Annotated in this window: 15 protein-coding genes and 3 pseudogenes; 10 read left to right on the forward strand and 8 right to left on the reverse strand. The window is 61.1% G+C overall.

Features of this window, described 5'->3' with window-relative positions; translation table 11 throughout:
- Entirely contained in the window at positions 1-402 is a 402-nt protein-coding gene (locus tag P0086_RS02960) for a DUF3085 domain-containing protein (protein WP_275782354.1), read from the forward strand.
- Positions 403-499: 97 nt separating this feature from the next.
- Positions 500-1126: pseudogene (locus P0086_RS02965) on the forward strand (lactate dehydrogenase); the annotation flags it as partial.
- A gap of 154 nt (positions 1127-1280) precedes the next feature.
- On the opposite strand, the gene P0086_RS02970 reads toward P0086_RS02965, so the two are convergent.
- Both P0086_RS02970 and P0086_RS02975 read right to left on the reverse strand, forming a co-directional pair.
- Positions 1281-1616 carry a hypothetical protein gene (locus P0086_RS02970; protein WP_275782356.1) on the reverse strand — a complete coding sequence of 112 codons (336 nt, stop codon included), beginning with the start codon at positions 1614-1616 and terminating at the stop codon, positions 1281-1283.
- 211 nt (positions 1617-1827) lie between these two features.
- Positions 1828-2157: pseudogene (locus P0086_RS02975) on the reverse strand (transposase); the annotation flags it as partial.
- Positions 2158-2356: 199 nt separating this feature from the next.
- Here P0086_RS02975 and P0086_RS02980 point away from each other — a divergent pair.
- From P0086_RS02980 to vapC, 3 genes are all read left to right on the forward strand, one after another.
- A complete protein-coding gene (locus P0086_RS02980; protein WP_275782358.1) occupies positions 2357-2953 on the forward strand; it encodes a hypothetical protein in 597 nt (198 codons plus the stop codon).
- A 124-nt stretch (positions 2954-3077) separates the two neighbouring features.
- Positions 3078-3308: a type II toxin-antitoxin system VapB family antitoxin gene (gene vapB, locus P0086_RS02985; RefSeq protein ID WP_275782360.1), complete on the forward strand. Its 231-nt coding sequence runs from the start codon at positions 3078-3080 to the stop codon at positions 3306-3308.
- A complete protein-coding gene (gene vapC / locus P0086_RS02990; RefSeq protein ID WP_275782361.1) occupies positions 3308-3709 on the forward strand; it encodes a tRNA(fMet)-specific endonuclease VapC in 402 nt (133 codons plus the stop codon). The genes vapB and vapC overlap by 1 nt, the downstream gene beginning before the upstream one ends.
- A gap of 195 nt (positions 3710-3904) precedes the next feature.
- Here the strand turns inward: vapC and P0086_RS02995 are convergent, their stop codons facing one another.
- Genes P0086_RS02995 through P0086_RS03010 form a run of 4 tightly spaced genes read right to left on the reverse strand, consistent with a single transcriptional unit; the run spans position 3905 to position 8051 of the window.
- Positions 3905-6124, reverse strand: a complete 2220-nt coding sequence (locus tag P0086_RS02995; RefSeq protein ID WP_275782363.1) for a molybdopterin cofactor-binding domain-containing protein — start codon at positions 6122-6124, stop codon at positions 3905-3907.
- A gap of 3 nt (positions 6125-6127) precedes the next feature.
- A complete protein-coding gene (locus tag P0086_RS03000) occupies positions 6128-6580 on the reverse strand; it encodes a (2Fe-2S)-binding protein (RefSeq protein ID WP_112596483.1) in 453 nt (150 codons plus the stop codon).
- Positions 6577-7023: a c-type cytochrome gene (locus tag P0086_RS03005; protein WP_275782366.1), complete on the reverse strand. Its 447-nt coding sequence runs from the start codon at positions 7021-7023 to the stop codon at positions 6577-6579. Before P0086_RS03005 ends, P0086_RS03000 begins: the two co-directional genes overlap by 4 nt.
- A 50-nt stretch (positions 7024-7073) precedes the next feature.
- Positions 7074-8051, reverse strand: a complete 978-nt coding sequence (locus P0086_RS03010) for an AraC family transcriptional regulator (protein ID WP_275782368.1) — start codon at positions 8049-8051, stop codon at positions 7074-7076.
- Positions 8052-8404: 353 nt separating this feature from the next.
- On the opposite strand from P0086_RS03010, the pseudogene P0086_RS03015 reads away from it, so the two are divergent.
- Together P0086_RS03015 and P0086_RS03020 are read left to right on the forward strand one after the other, a co-directional pair.
- Positions 8405-8821 (forward strand): annotated as a pseudogene (locus P0086_RS03015) (transposase); the annotation flags it as partial.
- Positions 8822-8998: 177 nt separating this feature from the next.
- Positions 8999-9832, forward strand: a complete 834-nt coding sequence (locus tag P0086_RS03020; protein WP_275782370.1) for an IS5 family transposase — start codon at positions 8999-9001, stop codon at positions 9830-9832.
- A 20-nt stretch (positions 9833-9852) separates the two neighbouring features.
- On the opposite strand, the gene P0086_RS03025 is transcribed toward P0086_RS03020, so the two are convergent.
- Positions 9853-10740: a sigma-70 family RNA polymerase sigma factor gene (locus tag P0086_RS03025; protein ID WP_148189323.1), complete on the reverse strand. Its 888-nt coding sequence runs from the start codon at positions 10738-10740 to the stop codon at positions 9853-9855.
- Between the two features lie 220 nt (positions 10741-10960).
- Here P0086_RS03025 and P0086_RS03030 point away from each other — a divergent pair, with 220 nt between their 5' ends.
- The gene (locus tag P0086_RS03030) at positions 10961-11416 is read left to right on the forward strand and encodes a carboxymuconolactone decarboxylase family protein (RefSeq protein ID WP_112605507.1); all 456 of its coding nucleotides are present in this window, start codon (positions 10961-10963) and stop codon (positions 11414-11416) included.
- 188 nt (positions 11417-11604) lie between these two features.
- On the opposite strand, the gene P0086_RS03035 is transcribed toward P0086_RS03030, so the two are convergent.
- Complete coding sequence (locus P0086_RS03035; protein ID WP_275782373.1) at positions 11605-12504, reverse strand: LysR family transcriptional regulator; 900 nt, start codon at positions 12502-12504, stop codon at positions 11605-11607.
- Positions 12505-12614: 110 nt separating this feature from the next.
- Between P0086_RS03035 and P0086_RS03040 the strand changes: the two genes are divergently transcribed.
- Positions 12615-13823, forward strand: a complete 1209-nt coding sequence (locus P0086_RS03040) for an MFS transporter (RefSeq protein WP_275782807.1) — start codon at positions 12615-12617, stop codon at positions 13821-13823.
- Positions 13824-14046: 223 nt separating this feature from the next.
- On the forward strand, positions 14047-14385 hold the full coding sequence (locus P0086_RS03045; RefSeq protein WP_275782375.1) for a hypothetical protein: 339 nt from the start codon (positions 14047-14049) through the stop codon (positions 14383-14385).
- Positions 14386-14438 lie beyond the last annotated feature (53 nt).

Consider the following 14438-nt stretch of genomic DNA (forward strand, 5'->3'; position numbering starts at 1 on the left):
ATGCTTTCGTTTCCGATTGAATCCGTGCGGGCGGTGATCGCCCGCGGTCGCGCTGACGCAGAAGCCAATGGCGGCTTTCGCAATCCCCACTATGGCCTTCATCCCGGGCGCGACGAGCAGCCGGGTGTCTGGCTCGTGGGTGATCACGGTGTCTACTTGTGCTCGAACGGCAAACTGCCGGACGGCGAAAAGCCGTTCGTCGCCTATGCGCTCGAATGCGACCCCCGCACGAACGACGACTGGTTCGAAGTCAAGCGCAGAACCTTCGGTGGAGACGACGGTGTCGAATTCATCGATGCCGCGCAGCTGGAGGCCATGATCGCCGCAACCCCCAATGCCAGGCATCTTGGCATCAGCTTCCAGCCGGACTCGATGGAACTCTTCATCATCGAGTGGTCGTAGCATCTCCGCCGCAGCGGGTCCCCAACGTCAATCAGCATCTCTTCGTCAGCGCGTCCCAGTTGGACGATGACGCGCGCCTTCACAAGGAGAATTTATCATGAGCAACGATCCCTTCACTCTCGACATGTTTGGCAACACCGCACTGTCGTCTGGCCTCGGGCTCGGCGTCACCGCCTTCGGAAGCTTCTCGCCTGAAGCCGCCAATGATGACGATCCGGATCCCACGCCGCCGGCGTCAGGGCCGGCGTCCGCACCTCCCAGGGCGGCGGCAGTACCCTCTCGGCCCCCGTCACACCCGAGGAGGCTCCGCGCAAACTTCTATCTCGAGGGTGACCGCGGCTTGTCGCCGTCCTGGAAGGATCGTGCCCGCACCAATGTTGCGGCCATCCTCATCGCCAATAACATCTCCAAGCAGGACCGCCCGGCGACGCCGAAGGAGCAGGCGCAACTGATCCGTTTCACCGGCTTCGGTGCCGGCGAGCTCGCCAATGGGATGTTCCGCCGGCCAGGCGAGGTCGACTTCCGGGATAGCTGGGATGAACTCGGCTCTTCGCTTGAGAGCGCGGTCTCTGAAGCTGACTATGCCTCGCTCGCCCGCTGCACCCAGTATGCGCATTTCACGCCCGAGTTCATCATCCGGGCGATCTGGGCGGGCATCCAGAAGCTTGGTTGGCGCGGCGGCCGCGTGCTGGAACCGGGCATCGGCACGGGCCTGTTCCCGGCTTGAGCAACCTCAGCGAAAACAATGCCGCCTTGGGTGCTACGGTGACAAACGAGGATGAGCAAGAATAGTTATTGCATGCGCCGCGTGACGAGCGGTGCTGAATTGAGGATTTTTAGCCAGCGATCCGCCCCAGCGCTCGGACTAGGGCGTGAATTCATAAACGGTCATCGGCACGGCTCGGGCGTATGATTGCGAACAGGTTCAAGATATCGTTAAAATCCTCGTCAAACGTCGTACGAGCAGTTGCGAGGCCGTGGCGAGAAAGGACCGTCGCCGATGTTGATGCGTCAATTGCCTCCGCGTGGAAATTCCCGTCGGACCATATTGTAATGCGAGCCAAGAGTTCGCTGCTTTCGATGTCAATCTTGGCGGCTGGATTTGCGGTCGGAGCGCAAATTTCGACATTGATGCTCAAGCTTGAGGACCGGGTCGCCGCTGCAAGTTCGGCTCCCCAAGCGATGAATCCGTCGATCAGTGTGGCGTCAGACATATATCAGACATATCCCAGAACCTAGAACGCGCAAACGCCGTCGGAAAGAAAAAATGTGCCTCGCCATGATCTTGAGCCCTGGCGGGATTGGACTTTCACTCGAAAGTATGCTCTTCGATTCTCAACGGGGAGAAGGCGATGCCGCGAAAAGCAGTTACCCAGTTCGTCATTGTGCCGCCATCGACACACACGGCCGAGTACATGGGTGCCCAGGAACGCTTCTCGGCGACGGCCGTGTCGCTGCTTCCACGATCGCTTCCGCGTCGGCAGCATCATTCTTCTGTCGTTTGACGAAAGGCTTCACGTAATCCGGCGGGATCAATCGAACCTCGTGGCCAAGCTTGCCGATCTCACCCGCCCAGTAATGCTCTGTGGCACAGGCCTCCATCGCGACCGTGCATTTGGGCAGTTCCGTAAAGAAGGTGACCACCTGGCCGCGAGACAGCCTTCTGCGCAAGACCAAACTTCCATCGCTTCCTGCGGCATGAACCTGAAACACCCGCTTTGCAAGGTCCAGGCCGATGATGCTAACTTCCTTCATGGATGCTCTCTCCTCTAAGTGACGTTCTGGCGAACATCACTCTGGCACATTGCAATGCCGTCGGGCGGGGGCATCCACTCCATCAGCTCTCAGCGCAAATCAACAGCGAGACAGCCTAAAGGCGTCCGTTGGCAACTGCTCAGTTGCCCAACATGACTGTGCTTGCTAAGCATCATGCGTGCTCACTCGGAAGACTTAATTGACCAGTATTGATCTCGCAAACGTCGCCCTCCGTGCGAAGGGACTTGATCCGGGGCCTGTTACACCCGAAGAAGTGGAATTTGCTCGAGAGATTCTCCGGCAACGTGAGAATGGAATTATCGATGCGATCCACGTTCTCGGCCTCTGCGGTACCGTTACGGATGCCTCGCTTTTGGAAACGTATCTGCACGGGGAGAAGAACAACCTCTATGCCGAATATGCTCTCAAGGCACTATGTCGTTATCTCGCGCTCACTGACAAATATCGCCCCTTATTACGCGCGTGGGTGCAAGAAAAGAGCGACAGTTTCCGACGCATGGCCGCCATTCATCTCGCCAAAGAATATTTCCGCGATTATCATGACAACGAGCTGGGCTGCTACCTCGTCAGCGTGTTGTGTGACATGAAGGATGACTGTCGCGGCGCTGTGAGATACGCTTTCGTCGAAATCTTCGATCTGAGAGCAAAACTCGATGACCCCTTTGGCTTGAATTTCGATGATTGGGATGAGGATTTGACATTGATCGTCTCTGTCGCAGCAACCGAGTTTGGTATGAAGGAGCTGAAAATTTCCATTGGAGACCTCGCACATTAGGGTCTCTAAATTCGGCTGGCTGCGGCCTAGCCGTCCTTATGCCTGGGGTATATCCCATTGACATATCCTGTCTCGCGCACTAGCTTTTGGGATATGCCATGTGTAGATGCCAAAGGAGTGCGTCATGGAACAGGGTGCGGTATTCCAGAGTAATCGTAGCCAAGCCATTCGGCTGCCAAAGGCCGTTGCTCTGCCTGGTGATGTCAAGCGTGTCGATATCGTTGCGGTCGGGCGCACTCGAATTATAGCTCCCGCCGGCGAGGCTTGGGATAGCTGGTTCGAGGGTGCAGCGGCGACCCCCGACTTTATGAGTGAACGTGATCAGCCTGCCTTGCAGGAGCGCGAGGCATTCTAATGCTGAAGTACATGTTGGACACCAACATCTGCATTTTCACCATCAAAAATAGACCCCAACGGGTGCGCGATGCGTTCAATCGCCACCACGGTCAACTATGCATAAGCTCAGTAAGCTTGATGGAGTTGATTTACGGGGCAGAGAAGTCGGCGAGGCAAGAGCACAATCTGTCCGTTGTCGAGGGTTTTGCGGCTCGACTTGAGGTGTTGCCTTATGATAACATAGCTGCCATCCACACCGGCCAGGTGCGTGCTGAACTCGCTCGGAACGGAACCCCTATAGGGCCGTATGACCAACTGATCGCAGGGCACGCGCGCTCCCGCGGGTTAATTGTGGTGACAAACAACCGGCGCGCATTTGATCGCGTGGCAGGCTTACGCGTCGAAGATTGGGCCATCTAAAATCGCTCTTGTGATCGCTACCGGCGTAGAAGCAGGCAAAGCTAGACGCTACAATTTATTGCCAGGTCGGTGGTTCTGATCTCATCACGAGCAAGCATTGAGACTGTCAAACCCGAGCCATCGCTGTCATCTGCTGTTGCCCTGTTTCTGGTCATGCAAAGCGCCGATGGACTGCGTCTGTTGGAGACATCTAGTTTAGCTTTCGAGCGCCGCCTTCACCCGATCGGGCAGGAACGGATAGTGACGAAGCCGAACGCCGCCGGTGAGCCGGGCGACGGCATTGGCGATCGCCGGGCCGGTAGGCGGCAGTCCCGCCTGGCCGATGCCGCCGAAGGGGCTTCCGGGCGTTGGCACCACGGAGACCTCGATCTCGGGGGCTTCGGACATGCGGATGACCCGGTAGGTGTCGAAATTCGACTCCTGCACCTCGCCGTCGACCACGTTGATCTGCTCGAACAGCGCGTGGCCGGTCCCGCCGGTGATGCCGGCGATCATCATGGCCTCGATATGGAGCGGCTGGATCGCCACGCCGGGATCGATGGCGCACCAGACCTTGTGCACCCGGATTTCGCCGGTCTCGCGGTTGAGCGAGACCTCGGCGACCTGGGCGCAATGGGAGCCGAAGGCATCGGAGTAGGCGATGCCAAGTCCGCGGCCGTCGCGCGTCCGATCCCATTCCGTCATCCGGGCAACGGTTTCGACAACCTTTCGCGCCCGCGGCTGATCCTTTAGAAGCTCCAGCCGCAGCGCGACGGGATCGATACCCCTGGCGGCGGCAATCTCGTCGACAACACATTCGATCGCGAACCTCGTATAGCCGACGCCGACCGCGAACCAGAAACCGATGGCGAGACCGTGGTCCTGGCGCAGATATTCGATCTGATGGGCCGGGATGGCGTAGTTGAACTTGGCCCCTTCGGTCACCACGTCGTCGTGACCGCCGGCCTCCTCGAAGACAGGGGGCAACGTGCGGGCGAAGATGGAGTCCGCCACGATGCGGTGCCGCCAGCCGACGATGTTCCCTTGAGCATCCAGCCCCACCTTGACGTGCTGCGCCTCGAGCGGGCGGAACTTGTCATGCCGGACGTCGTCCTCGCGGCTCCAGATGACCTTGACCGGCCGTCCCTCCACCGCCTTGGCCAGCGAAACCGCATCGACGATGAAGTCGGCTTCGGCCTTGCGTCCGAAGCCGCCGCCGAGCAGGGTCGTGTTGACCTTTACCTTGTCCGGCGTGGTGCCGGCAACATCCGCCGCAAAACCCTGCGTGCCCGTCGGCCCCTGGGTCGGCGCCCAGATCTCCACCCTGTCCCCCGTTACGAGCGCGGTGGCGTTCATCGGCTCCATGGTCGCATGGGCGACATGGTCGCTCATGTAGTCGACCTCGATCACTGTCGCGGCATCTGCGATCGCGGCCTCGGCATCGCCGTCGGCGTGAGCGGAGACGCCTTTTTTCCCGGTGTCGCGGCCGATGGCGCGGTATTCATCCAGCAGCCGCCGGCTCGTATAATTGCGGACCCGCGACGTGGTGCTCCAGGTCACGTTCAGCAGATCCTTGGCGCGTTTCGTCGCTTCAACCGTCTCGCCGATGATGCCCACTCCATAGGGGAGAGGGACGATATGGGTGAGCCCGGGTACGCGCCTTGCCTCGGTGTCGTCGATGGCGTCCGGCCGCTCGTCCTGGACCGGTGCCCGCAGGACCGCCCCGTAGAGCATGCCCGGAAGCTGGACGTCGATCCCGTAGACGGCCGTGCCATTGACCTTGGAAGGCACGTCGATGCGCTGTATCGACCGGCTTCCGACATAACGCCACCTGTCGCGCGGCTTCAGGTCAGCCTCTGTCGCCTGCGGCAGCGGGTCCGGAAGCACGGCCCTGGCGGCGATCTCGCCATAGTCGAGCCCCCGACCCGAGGATGGATGCACGACGCGGCCGGGCGCGGTATCGAGCTCGCTGACCGGTACGTTCAGCAGGCTGGCGGCGCCAGCCATGAGGATCAGGCGGGTCTGGGCGCCGGTCAGGCGAAGCAGCGCGTTGTAACCACGCGTCGATTCGCTGCCGCCGGTGAGCTGGATACCGTAGAAGCCCGGATTGCCGTAGGTTTCTGCATCGGAGGGCGCCTGCACGACCCGCACACGGTTCCAATCGGCATCCAACTCCTCGGCGACAAGCAGCGGCAGCGTGGTCATGATCCCCTGGCCCATTTCGACGGCAGGCGCGATGATGCTGACTGTGCCGTCCGCTGCAATCGTGATCCAGGCATTGGGGCGGAAATCACCCGCGGCGGCGGTAGCCGGGGTGGCGCCGTAAGTGAGGTCGGGCAGACTTCCAAACGCGACGACAATGCCCAAGCTGCCGGTCGTGACGAGGAAGCTGCGCCGCGACAGCGCGCGGCTTTGAGGCCGTTGGATCGGAGTCATGGTTCAGCCCTCCCTGGCTGCGCGCTGGATCGCGCTGATGATGCGAACATAGGTCCCGCAGCGGCAGATATTCCCATCCATGTGGTCGATGATCTGTTCGCGGGTCGGATTGGGCGTGGCCGCGAGAAGGGCGGCGGCCTGCATGATCTGTCCGGACTGGCAGTAACCGCATTGCGGCACTTGCTCGGCGATCCAGGCCTTCTGCAGGGGATGGCTGGAATCCGATGACAGGCCCTCGATCGTGATCACGTCCCTGCCGGCGACATCCTGCAGGAAGGTCTGGCAGGAGCGGGTAGGTTCGCCGTCGACATGGACGGTGCAGGCGCCGCATTGTGCGATCCCGCAGCCGAATTTGGTGCCGGTGAGCTTCAGATGTTCCCGGATCACCCAAAGAAGCGGTGTATCGGGTTCGGCGACGACATCGATTGCGCGCCCGTTTATGGTGAACGCTGTCATGGGTGCTTCTCCTGGTCTTCATTGGCTGGCTGGCCTTCGAGGTACTGGATGATTGCCGCTCGCTGGCCTGCATTGGGGATGGCAACCGTCATCCGTGTGCCGCGGACCATGCGGCCGGGCGCCGTGAGAAAGGTCTCGAGGGATTGCCTGTCCCAGGTGATGCCGGAGGAACGCAACGCATTGGAGTAGGTAGCGCCTTCGACGGTTCCGGCGGCCCGGCCGATCAAGCCCGATAGGTGCGGGCCCCCCTTGTTCTGACCGGCCTCCACACTGTGGCAGGTCGCACAGCGCTGCTGAAACAGGCGAGCTCCGTCGATATCCTGAGCAGCAGCTGGAAGGTGACAGAGCAGGCTTGCGAGAAGGATCGCCGGCAGTGCCCGTCGCCTTCCTTCATCCTGGGCATCCTGTAGGCCTGGCATTCCATGGAATGGGGTAGACATCATTCATTGCCTCCATTGCTGAAGGCACGATAAAACAGTCTTCCCGATACGATCTATTCGGCTGCGTCTCGAATATCGTCGCGATCGTCCGGATCGGTCTTGAGCTTCCGAGGTGAGAGCGGTTTGTGCCGGCGGTGGAGATACTCTCTCGGGGGGCATCCCATGACGCGCTTGAAGGCGCTGGTGAAGGCGCTTTCGGATTCGTAACCAAGGCTGGGTGCGATCGCAGAAACGGGCTCACCGGTGCTTTCCAGCCGCTCGCCTGCAAGCAGCATTCTCCAGCGGGTGAGATAGTCCATCGGCGTCTCGCCGGCCGTTTCCCGGAACCGCTGCGCGAAGACCGACCTGGACATTCCGGCCTGCCCGGCAAGATCCTGCAAGGTCCAGCGTCGCGCCGGATCGGAATGGATGGCCGAAAGCGCCTTGCTCAGGCGGGCGTCCTTCAGAGCAGCGAACCAGCCGGCTTCATGGCCTCCCTCATCCAGATGCAAGCGCAGCGCCTGTACCAGCATCATATGGGCCAGATGCTGGGCGATCAGCGCTCCGCCTGGCCTACCCTCGCGAAGTTCTTCGCGCATCCTTGCCACCGACCAGCGCAGCGCCACCTGGTCCACCTCTTTTCGAATGTGAACGATGGGCGGCATCATCTTGAGAAGTGCCCCGGCATGGCGTCCGGCAACCGTGAACCGACTGCCGACAAGAAACAGGTCGCCGCCGCCGTTGAGGGTCACCGTACCGCCGGGCTCCGCGGGAGGGAAAACTGTCTTGGAATCAAGCGGCTGCAACGCCAGATCGCTTGCCAGCCGGAAGGGCCGGCCGCTCGCCAGCACGAAACAATCTCCCGCCTCGAGCCTGATCGGCTCCTCGATGCCCTCCACAACAAGCCAACATGCGCCTGCCTCGACGGCGTAGCATTTGATGATGTCATCGCGCAGCGCAAAGTGAAGAGACCAGTCGCCTGCGGCGCTGAACCCGGACGAGACATAGCTGCGGGTTTTGAGCAGCGATAGAACTTCAGAAAGGGGATCCAAGACGAAATCCGGACGATTGCGACGATAGTGCAGACGTTAGAGCGTGAATCGTGCGCAAGCAAGCATCTAGCCTTGAAGGAAGCTCCATGGGCAACAAGGGGAGATCAAGACACTGCGGATTTTGGTGACAGGAGCTTCAGGCTTTGTTGGTTCGGGGTGGTGACGGATTTGATCGCTGCCGGACACAAGGTCATTGGACTGGTCCGGTCGGCGGGCGCCTCGCCGGCTCGCAAAGACCGCTTGTCGTCACGTCTGCGATAGGCGTGCTGCCCGGCTATGGGCTCGTCAGCGAGGCGACCGATCCGGTGCCGCCTTCGTCCGAAGGCGCCAATCCCCGTGCCGCTTCCGCGGCCGCGGCCGATGCTGTTGCAATTGTCGCCGAGCTCTCCAGGATCGAGGACGATATCCGCGGCAGGACGCACGAGGAACGCCGCGCCGTCCGGCAGGCCAAGAGCCGCCCGATCGCTGACAACCTCGCGCCATGGCTGACCGAGCAACTCGCTCGTGTCAGCCATAAGACCAAACTCGCCGAAGCCATCCGCTACACGCTCTCACGCTGGGACGGGCTCACCCGCTTCATCGATGAGGCCGCATCGAGATCGACTCCAATACTGTTGAGCGGTCCACCAGGCCGATCGCCCTCAATAGGAAGAACGCCTTGTTCGCAGGCACTGACGCCGGGGCCGAACACTGGGTAACCATCGCCTCGCTCATCGAAACTCACCAAAATCGTCAATGGCCATAGTCAGCTCGACGACCTGTTGCCTTGAGCCTACGCCGACCAGCCAGAAACCAAGCGCGTGGCGCGAGAACACCCGTTAGATGAATGCTGTGCGGCCGGGCGCTCGAAGGTCGCAGCGGCGATCTTAGAGGCTGACCTAAAAAGAGTTGAGTGAAATCAGCCCTTTGTGATTCTGTTTGTTTGCTTAGGACGAACGGAGACCACAATGGGTTGGACTGATTTCACCCGTCGGCAATATGCACGACGCGCGAGCCGCTATGCAAGTGATCTGACGGACCGGGAATGGGGATTGATCTCGCCTTGCCTACCTGGGCCAAGGCGTTTGGGCAGGCCACGTAGTACCGATCTTCGCGAGGTCGTGAATGCGCTGCTTTACATTGCTTCGACTGGTTGTCAGTGGCGAATGCTGCCAAAGGACTTTCCACCGTTTACGACAGTTCAGGCCTATTTCTACGAATGGCGGGCAACGGGTTTATGGGGCCGGATCAACCATCGTCTTGTGATGGAAACGCGCGAGCTGGAAGGCCGGCAAGCCTCGCCGTCTGCTGGCGTGATCGACAGCCAGAGCGTGAAAACCACGGAAAGCGGCGGGATTTCGGGCTATGACGCCGGCAAGAGGATCAAGGGGCGCAAGCGCCACATCATTGTCGACACGCTGGGGCTGATGGTCGGCCTGATCGTGCATGGCGCGGACATTCAGGACCGCGACGGGGCATCCGACCTTCTGAAATCGATCCGCCACCGCTGGCCCTGGCTCCGGCATGTCTTTGCCGATGGCGGCTATGCGGGCGACAAGCTGAAAGGGAAACTGGCGAAGATCGGCCAGTGGACGATGGAAATCGTCAAGCGTTCCGACAAGGCCGAGGGCTTCACCGTCCTGCCGCGCCGCTGGGTGGTGGAACGGACCTTCGCCTGGCTCGGTCGTTGCCGTAGACTGGCCAAGGATTGGGAGAAAACGATCGCCTCCGCCGAGGCCTGGATCACGATCGCCCACATCCGCATGCTTACGCGGCGGCTTGCAAAATACAGATATTGCTGAGGTCTTTTTGAGTCAGCCTCTTAGACGTGAATATGCGTCAGCTTAGACGGGTTTTTGACTATATAGATCGCGAAAATCTTCCCGTCACGAATGGCGAGAGCTGTTGTTTGCACCACACCATTTGGATCAAGGCTTACATACCCGGGCAGGCCGTCAATAGTTGCGGTTCGCAGCAAGGTGGGCCGTGTCGCGGCCTTTCGCTGAGCTGAAACGAAGAGTCGCAGCGCACGTTCCAAGCCGCGGATGACTTCTCGGAACGCCAGCACCTTGCCGCCGCCGTCGCTATGTATCTCGACATCGCGCGCGAGCAACGCCGAAAGCGCGGTGACATCGCCGTCACGCGAAGCAGCAAAAAAAGCGCGCGCAATTACATCAGCCTCTGCCGCCCCGACGCTGTATCGTGGTCGTGCCTTCTGAACATTCTTGCGCGCGCGAGAAGCAAGCTGCCGGACGGCGGCAGGTTCACGATGAAGCACGACCGCGACCTCGGTCAGCGCCACGTCGAACACTTCGTGGAGCAGGAAGGCCGCTCGTTCTAGCGGCGAAAGTCGCTCCAACGCTAACATCAGCGTCACAGTGACATCGTCAGCAATGGCTTCTTGCGCATCAAGAGGCTCGACCAAAGGCTCTGGTAGCCATGGTCCGACATAGATCTCGCGGCGCGCTCGCGCCGACTTCATTCGATCAAGGCATAGTCGGGTGACGATGCGAGTGAGATAGGCGGTCGGAGTACGGACTTCGTCTTCAACGCGTACCCAACGCAGCCACGCATCCTGCACGACATCTTCCGCCTCCGTGATCGACCCTAGCATCCGGTAGCTCAGACGCAGCAAGCGTTTGCGATCCAGTTCGAATTCTACGGTTCTTTGGTCGCTAAGCGGCACATCGGCGCTCGCTTCATTGGCCATCCCCCCCTCGCGGATGTCATGAGACCGGTCCGTTGCGTTCCTGCCGTTGTGCCACATGCCACTTTCCTCGCACTCGCTCGCCTGACTCTGGACGAGCGAGTTCGTGCAAGTGTGACATGGCACATGCGAAAAATAAAATCAGGGGACGATGTCACGCCTCCATTTGTCGCCTCGTCAACCGATAAGCGCCGCCCGGTGGCGCCAATTCAAGGAGACCATCATGAATGAGACCACGCGCCTCAACTGGTACGAGGTAGCACCCGCTGGTGCCAAGGCCCTGTTCGGCGTCCATCACTACGTCACACACAACACGAATTTGCCTGAAGAACTTATCCATCTCGTGTTCCTGCGGGTATCGCAGATCAACGGATGCGCACATTGTATCGACTTACACACGCGCGATCTACTGAAGACCATGGCGGCCGACAAGGTCACTCTGGTCCCAGTGTGGGAAGAGGTGCCGCACCTTTTTTCCGAACAGTACCGCGCGGCGCTGGCCTGGGCCGAGGAGGTGACGCTTGTCAGCGAGACACATGCTTCTGACCAAGCCTATGCTGCTGTTTCGGCAGTTTTCGAACCTAAAGACTTGGTAGATCTTACAATTGCGATCGCAGCTATGAACGCCTTCAACCGGCTAGGCGCGCCATTTCGGCTGCCGGTGAAGGCTGAGCCTTGAAGATGCGCGGCGCCGTTGTTTAGCCGCGACGGCGCGTGCTGTGCCTATGAATCGGTTGCTTGCAGGCCCCGCTTGCTTGCAGCTTTACGACCGGGATGGGGTCGAAACAGCTCCTTCATCAACGCGCAAAGGCTCGTCCTGGTCGGTGCATTCATGCCATCAATCAAGCAGCGATAGTTGTCCGATCGTCACCCTTTGAGGGGCGAGACGCCCGCCTGGACCAGCGCCTGGCGCAGGGCTGCGATGAAAACACGCACCTTGGGTAGGACAAGGCGGGCGGTCGGATAAACGGCCCAGATGTTCAACGTTTCGGGTTGCGCGTCGGCCAGCTCGATTTGGACCAGCCTGCCGGACGCGAGGTCGTCACTGACGTTCCAGCGGGACAGTAGTGCGATGCCGCCACCGGCAAGGCACACGGATAGGCAGGCGGCGATGCTGCTTGATGAGAAGCGCGCATTGACGCGGACATGCCTGTCGCTCTTTGCGCTTGAGAACGTCCAGTGCGTGACGCCGTCCAGCGGCAGGCAGTCGTGTGCCGAAAGCGCGTCGAGCGAAGCAGGCGTTCCCCGTGCCGCCAGATAGCCGGGGCTTGCGACAAGGAGACGCGGGTTGTCGGCAAGCTTCTGCGCAACAAGGCTGCTGTCGCGAAGCCTGGCAATGCGGATCGCGAGATCCGTGCCGGTGGCGACGAGATCGGGCAGCGCATCGCTAAGGTGAAGTGCGATGCGCAATTCAGGATGGCGGGCAAGCAGGCCGGGCACGACAGGTGCGACGAAGCGCAGTCCGAAGGCGACCGGCACGGAGACGCGCAGCAGGCCGGCGGCGCCGCGGCTGTCGGAGCGCATCCTGGCGAGCGCTTCGTCGCCGTTTTCGACGATCGCATGAGCGAAAGGCAGGAAGGTTTCTCCCTCCGGCGTCAAGGAGAGGGCGCGCGTGGTCCGATGCAGTAGCCTAACGCCAAGTGAAGCCTCAAGCGCGGCAAGACGCCGGCTCGCCATCATGGCTGTGATCCCAAGCCGACGTGCGGCTGCCGCGAGGCTGCCAGCCGAAACAGCAACGCAGAAGACGCGCACATCGTCGAGGTTCACTATCATATTCCGTTATACAGGCCGAACGGACCAGAGCAGTACGTCCTGTTTCGATAAAGTTATAGATCTGTCACATCGCTTTCTTCAACCAGAAAGGCATGAAAATGGATATGAAAATCTCGACCGCGGATGCGGACGTGTCGCATGGTGGCATCGGGCGGTTTGCCCTTCTTGCCATGGCAACGGCTGGCGGTATCGCGGTGGCAAACATCTACTACAACCAGCCCATGCTTGGCCTAATCGAGGCGGAGTTCCAGCATCAGCCCATTGCGGGGCTTGTTCCCACAGCGACGCAGCTCGGCTACGCGCTGGGTCTCTTCCTGCTGCTGCCGCTGGGAGATCACGTTCCACGCCGCCCGCTGATCATCGGCCAGTTCGTGCTGCTGGCGGCGACACTTCTGCTTGCGGCGCTGGCGCCGACTGCCTGGCTCCTCGTCGCCGCATCGCTTCTCGTCGGTGCGGCCTCTACCGTCGCACAGCAGATCGTCCCCTTTGCCGCTTCGCTTGCCGTTCCCAAAAAGCGCGGCGCCACAATTGGCACCGTGATGGCGGGCGTTCTGTCGGGCATCCTTCTCAGCCGGACGCTGTCCGGTTTCGTCGGACAGCATGCCGGATGGCGCGAGATGTTCTGGATCGGCGTGCCGATGGCACTTGTCGCAGGGGCAATGATGTTCCTGACGCTACCCCATCATCGCCCGGCATCGCGGATGCGCTATCACATGGCGATGCGATCGCTCGTCCAGTTGTGGAAGCACCAGCGTTCCTTGAGAACGGCGACGCTGGTCCAGGCGGCGCTGTTCGCCTCCTTCACCGCGTTCTGGACGATCCTTGCGCTCTATCTGCAGGGGCCGAGATTCGGTCTCGGCGCGGGCCTGGCGGGTCTTTTCGGGATCGTCGGCGCCGTCGGCATCTTTGCGGCACCTCTGGCCGGCAAGGTCGCCGATATCCGTGGCCCCGGCTTCGTCGTCTGGATGGGCGCGGTGCTGGCCGCCATCGCCTGGATCGTCTTCGGCCTCTGGTCATCGCTGGCAGCCCTCGTCATCGGCGTGATCATTCTCGACTTCGGCATCCAGAGCGCTCTGGTCGCAAACCAGCACATCATCTACGCGATCGATCCCGAGGCCCGCAGCCGCCTCAATACGATCTTCATGACGGGGATGTTCCTGGGCGGCGCATTTGGTTCCGCCTCGGCCGCGGCTGCCTGGGCCTATGGCGCATGGGTGGCCGTCAGCGTGCTCGGCGTGGTGTTCGCGCTGGTTGCGATCGGCATCAAATTGGTGGCGCACAATCGGTCCGCCACCGTCGGAAAGACCCGTTGAGAGCGAGCGATGAGAAGACTACGCGTGCGGGTCGTCGGCGACTTCCTCGGCGGGCTCTTTGCCGCCATCCTGCTCCCGCGCGACGGCCACGACGTCATTGTCTACGAGCGCTCCACCGCCGAGCTCGGCGGCCGGGGCGCGGGCTTGATCGGCAGCACGACCTGTATGACGTGCTCGGGCGCATCGGATCGCGCGAACTCGCCCAGGTGGTGCCTTCGAGCGCATGTATCTCGATGTCGACGGGCGGGTCTCGGGACGAAACCGCGCACCGCAGAGGCAGATCTCGTGGGACGTTCTCTGTGAGGGCGTCTTCTCGATGCTGGCGCCGGGCAGCTATGTACTCGGGCGCAAGGTGAGGCGCGTCGTGGATGACGAACGCGAGGCGTCGATGATGTTTGCGGATGGTGCGACCGAGACCGTGGATCTCGTCATAGGTGCAGACGGGCTTGGCTCGGTCACGCGCGCTGCCGTCACCACGCTGACGCAGTACGACTATGGCGGTTACGTCGCGTGGCGCGGGCTCATTCCGGAAGCAAAGCTTCCCTCGGCAGCGCGATCCTGAAGGACCGCTTCGCGTTCTTCGTGACGACCGGCTCGGCCCTTCCCAAGCTCATG

This window comes from Mycoplana sp. MJR14 (assembly GCF_029210525.1).
In the GTDB taxonomy this organism is placed as follows: Bacteria; Pseudomonadota; Alphaproteobacteria; order Rhizobiales; family Rhizobiaceae; genus Mycoplana.

Coding starts and splice junctions, on each gene's coding strand:
- P0086_RS03020 (WP_275782370.1), top strand. CDS start 8,999: ATGGGTTGGACTGATTTCACCCGTCGGCAATATGCACGACGCGCGAGC.
- P0086_RS03030 (WP_112605507.1), top strand. CDS start 10,961: ATGAATGAGACCACGCGCCTCAACTGGTACGAGGTAGCACCCGCTGGT.
- P0086_RS02970 (WP_275782356.1), bottom strand. CDS start 1,616: ATGTCTGACGCCACACTGATCGACGGATTCATCGCTTGGGGAGCCGAA.
- vapB (WP_275782360.1), top strand. CDS start 3,078: ATGGAACAGGGTGCGGTATTCCAGAGTAATCGTAGCCAAGCCATTCGG.
- P0086_RS02960 (WP_275782354.1), top strand. CDS start 1: ATGCTTTCGTTTCCGATTGAATCCGTGCGGGCGGTGATCGCCCGCGGT.
- P0086_RS03025 (WP_148189323.1), bottom strand. CDS start 10,740: ATGGCCAATGAAGCGAGCGCCGATGTGCCGCTTAGCGACCAAAGAACC.
- P0086_RS03005 (WP_275782366.1), bottom strand. CDS start 7,023: ATGATGTCTACCCCATTCCATGGAATGCCAGGCCTACAGGATGCCCAG.
- P0086_RS03040 (WP_275782807.1), top strand. CDS start 12,615: ATGAAAATCTCGACCGCGGATGCGGACGTGTCGCATGGTGGCATCGGG.
- P0086_RS03000 (WP_112596483.1), bottom strand. CDS start 6,580: ATGACAGCGTTCACCATAAACGGGCGCGCAATCGATGTCGTCGCCGAA.
- P0086_RS03045 (WP_275782375.1), top strand. CDS start 14,047: ATGTATCTCGATGTCGACGGGCGGGTCTCGGGACGAAACCGCGCACCG.
- vapC (WP_275782361.1), top strand. CDS start 3,308: ATGCTGAAGTACATGTTGGACACCAACATCTGCATTTTCACCATCAAA.
- P0086_RS02995 (WP_275782363.1), bottom strand. CDS start 6,124: ATGACTCCGATCCAACGGCCTCAAAGCCGCGCGCTGTCGCGGCGCAGC.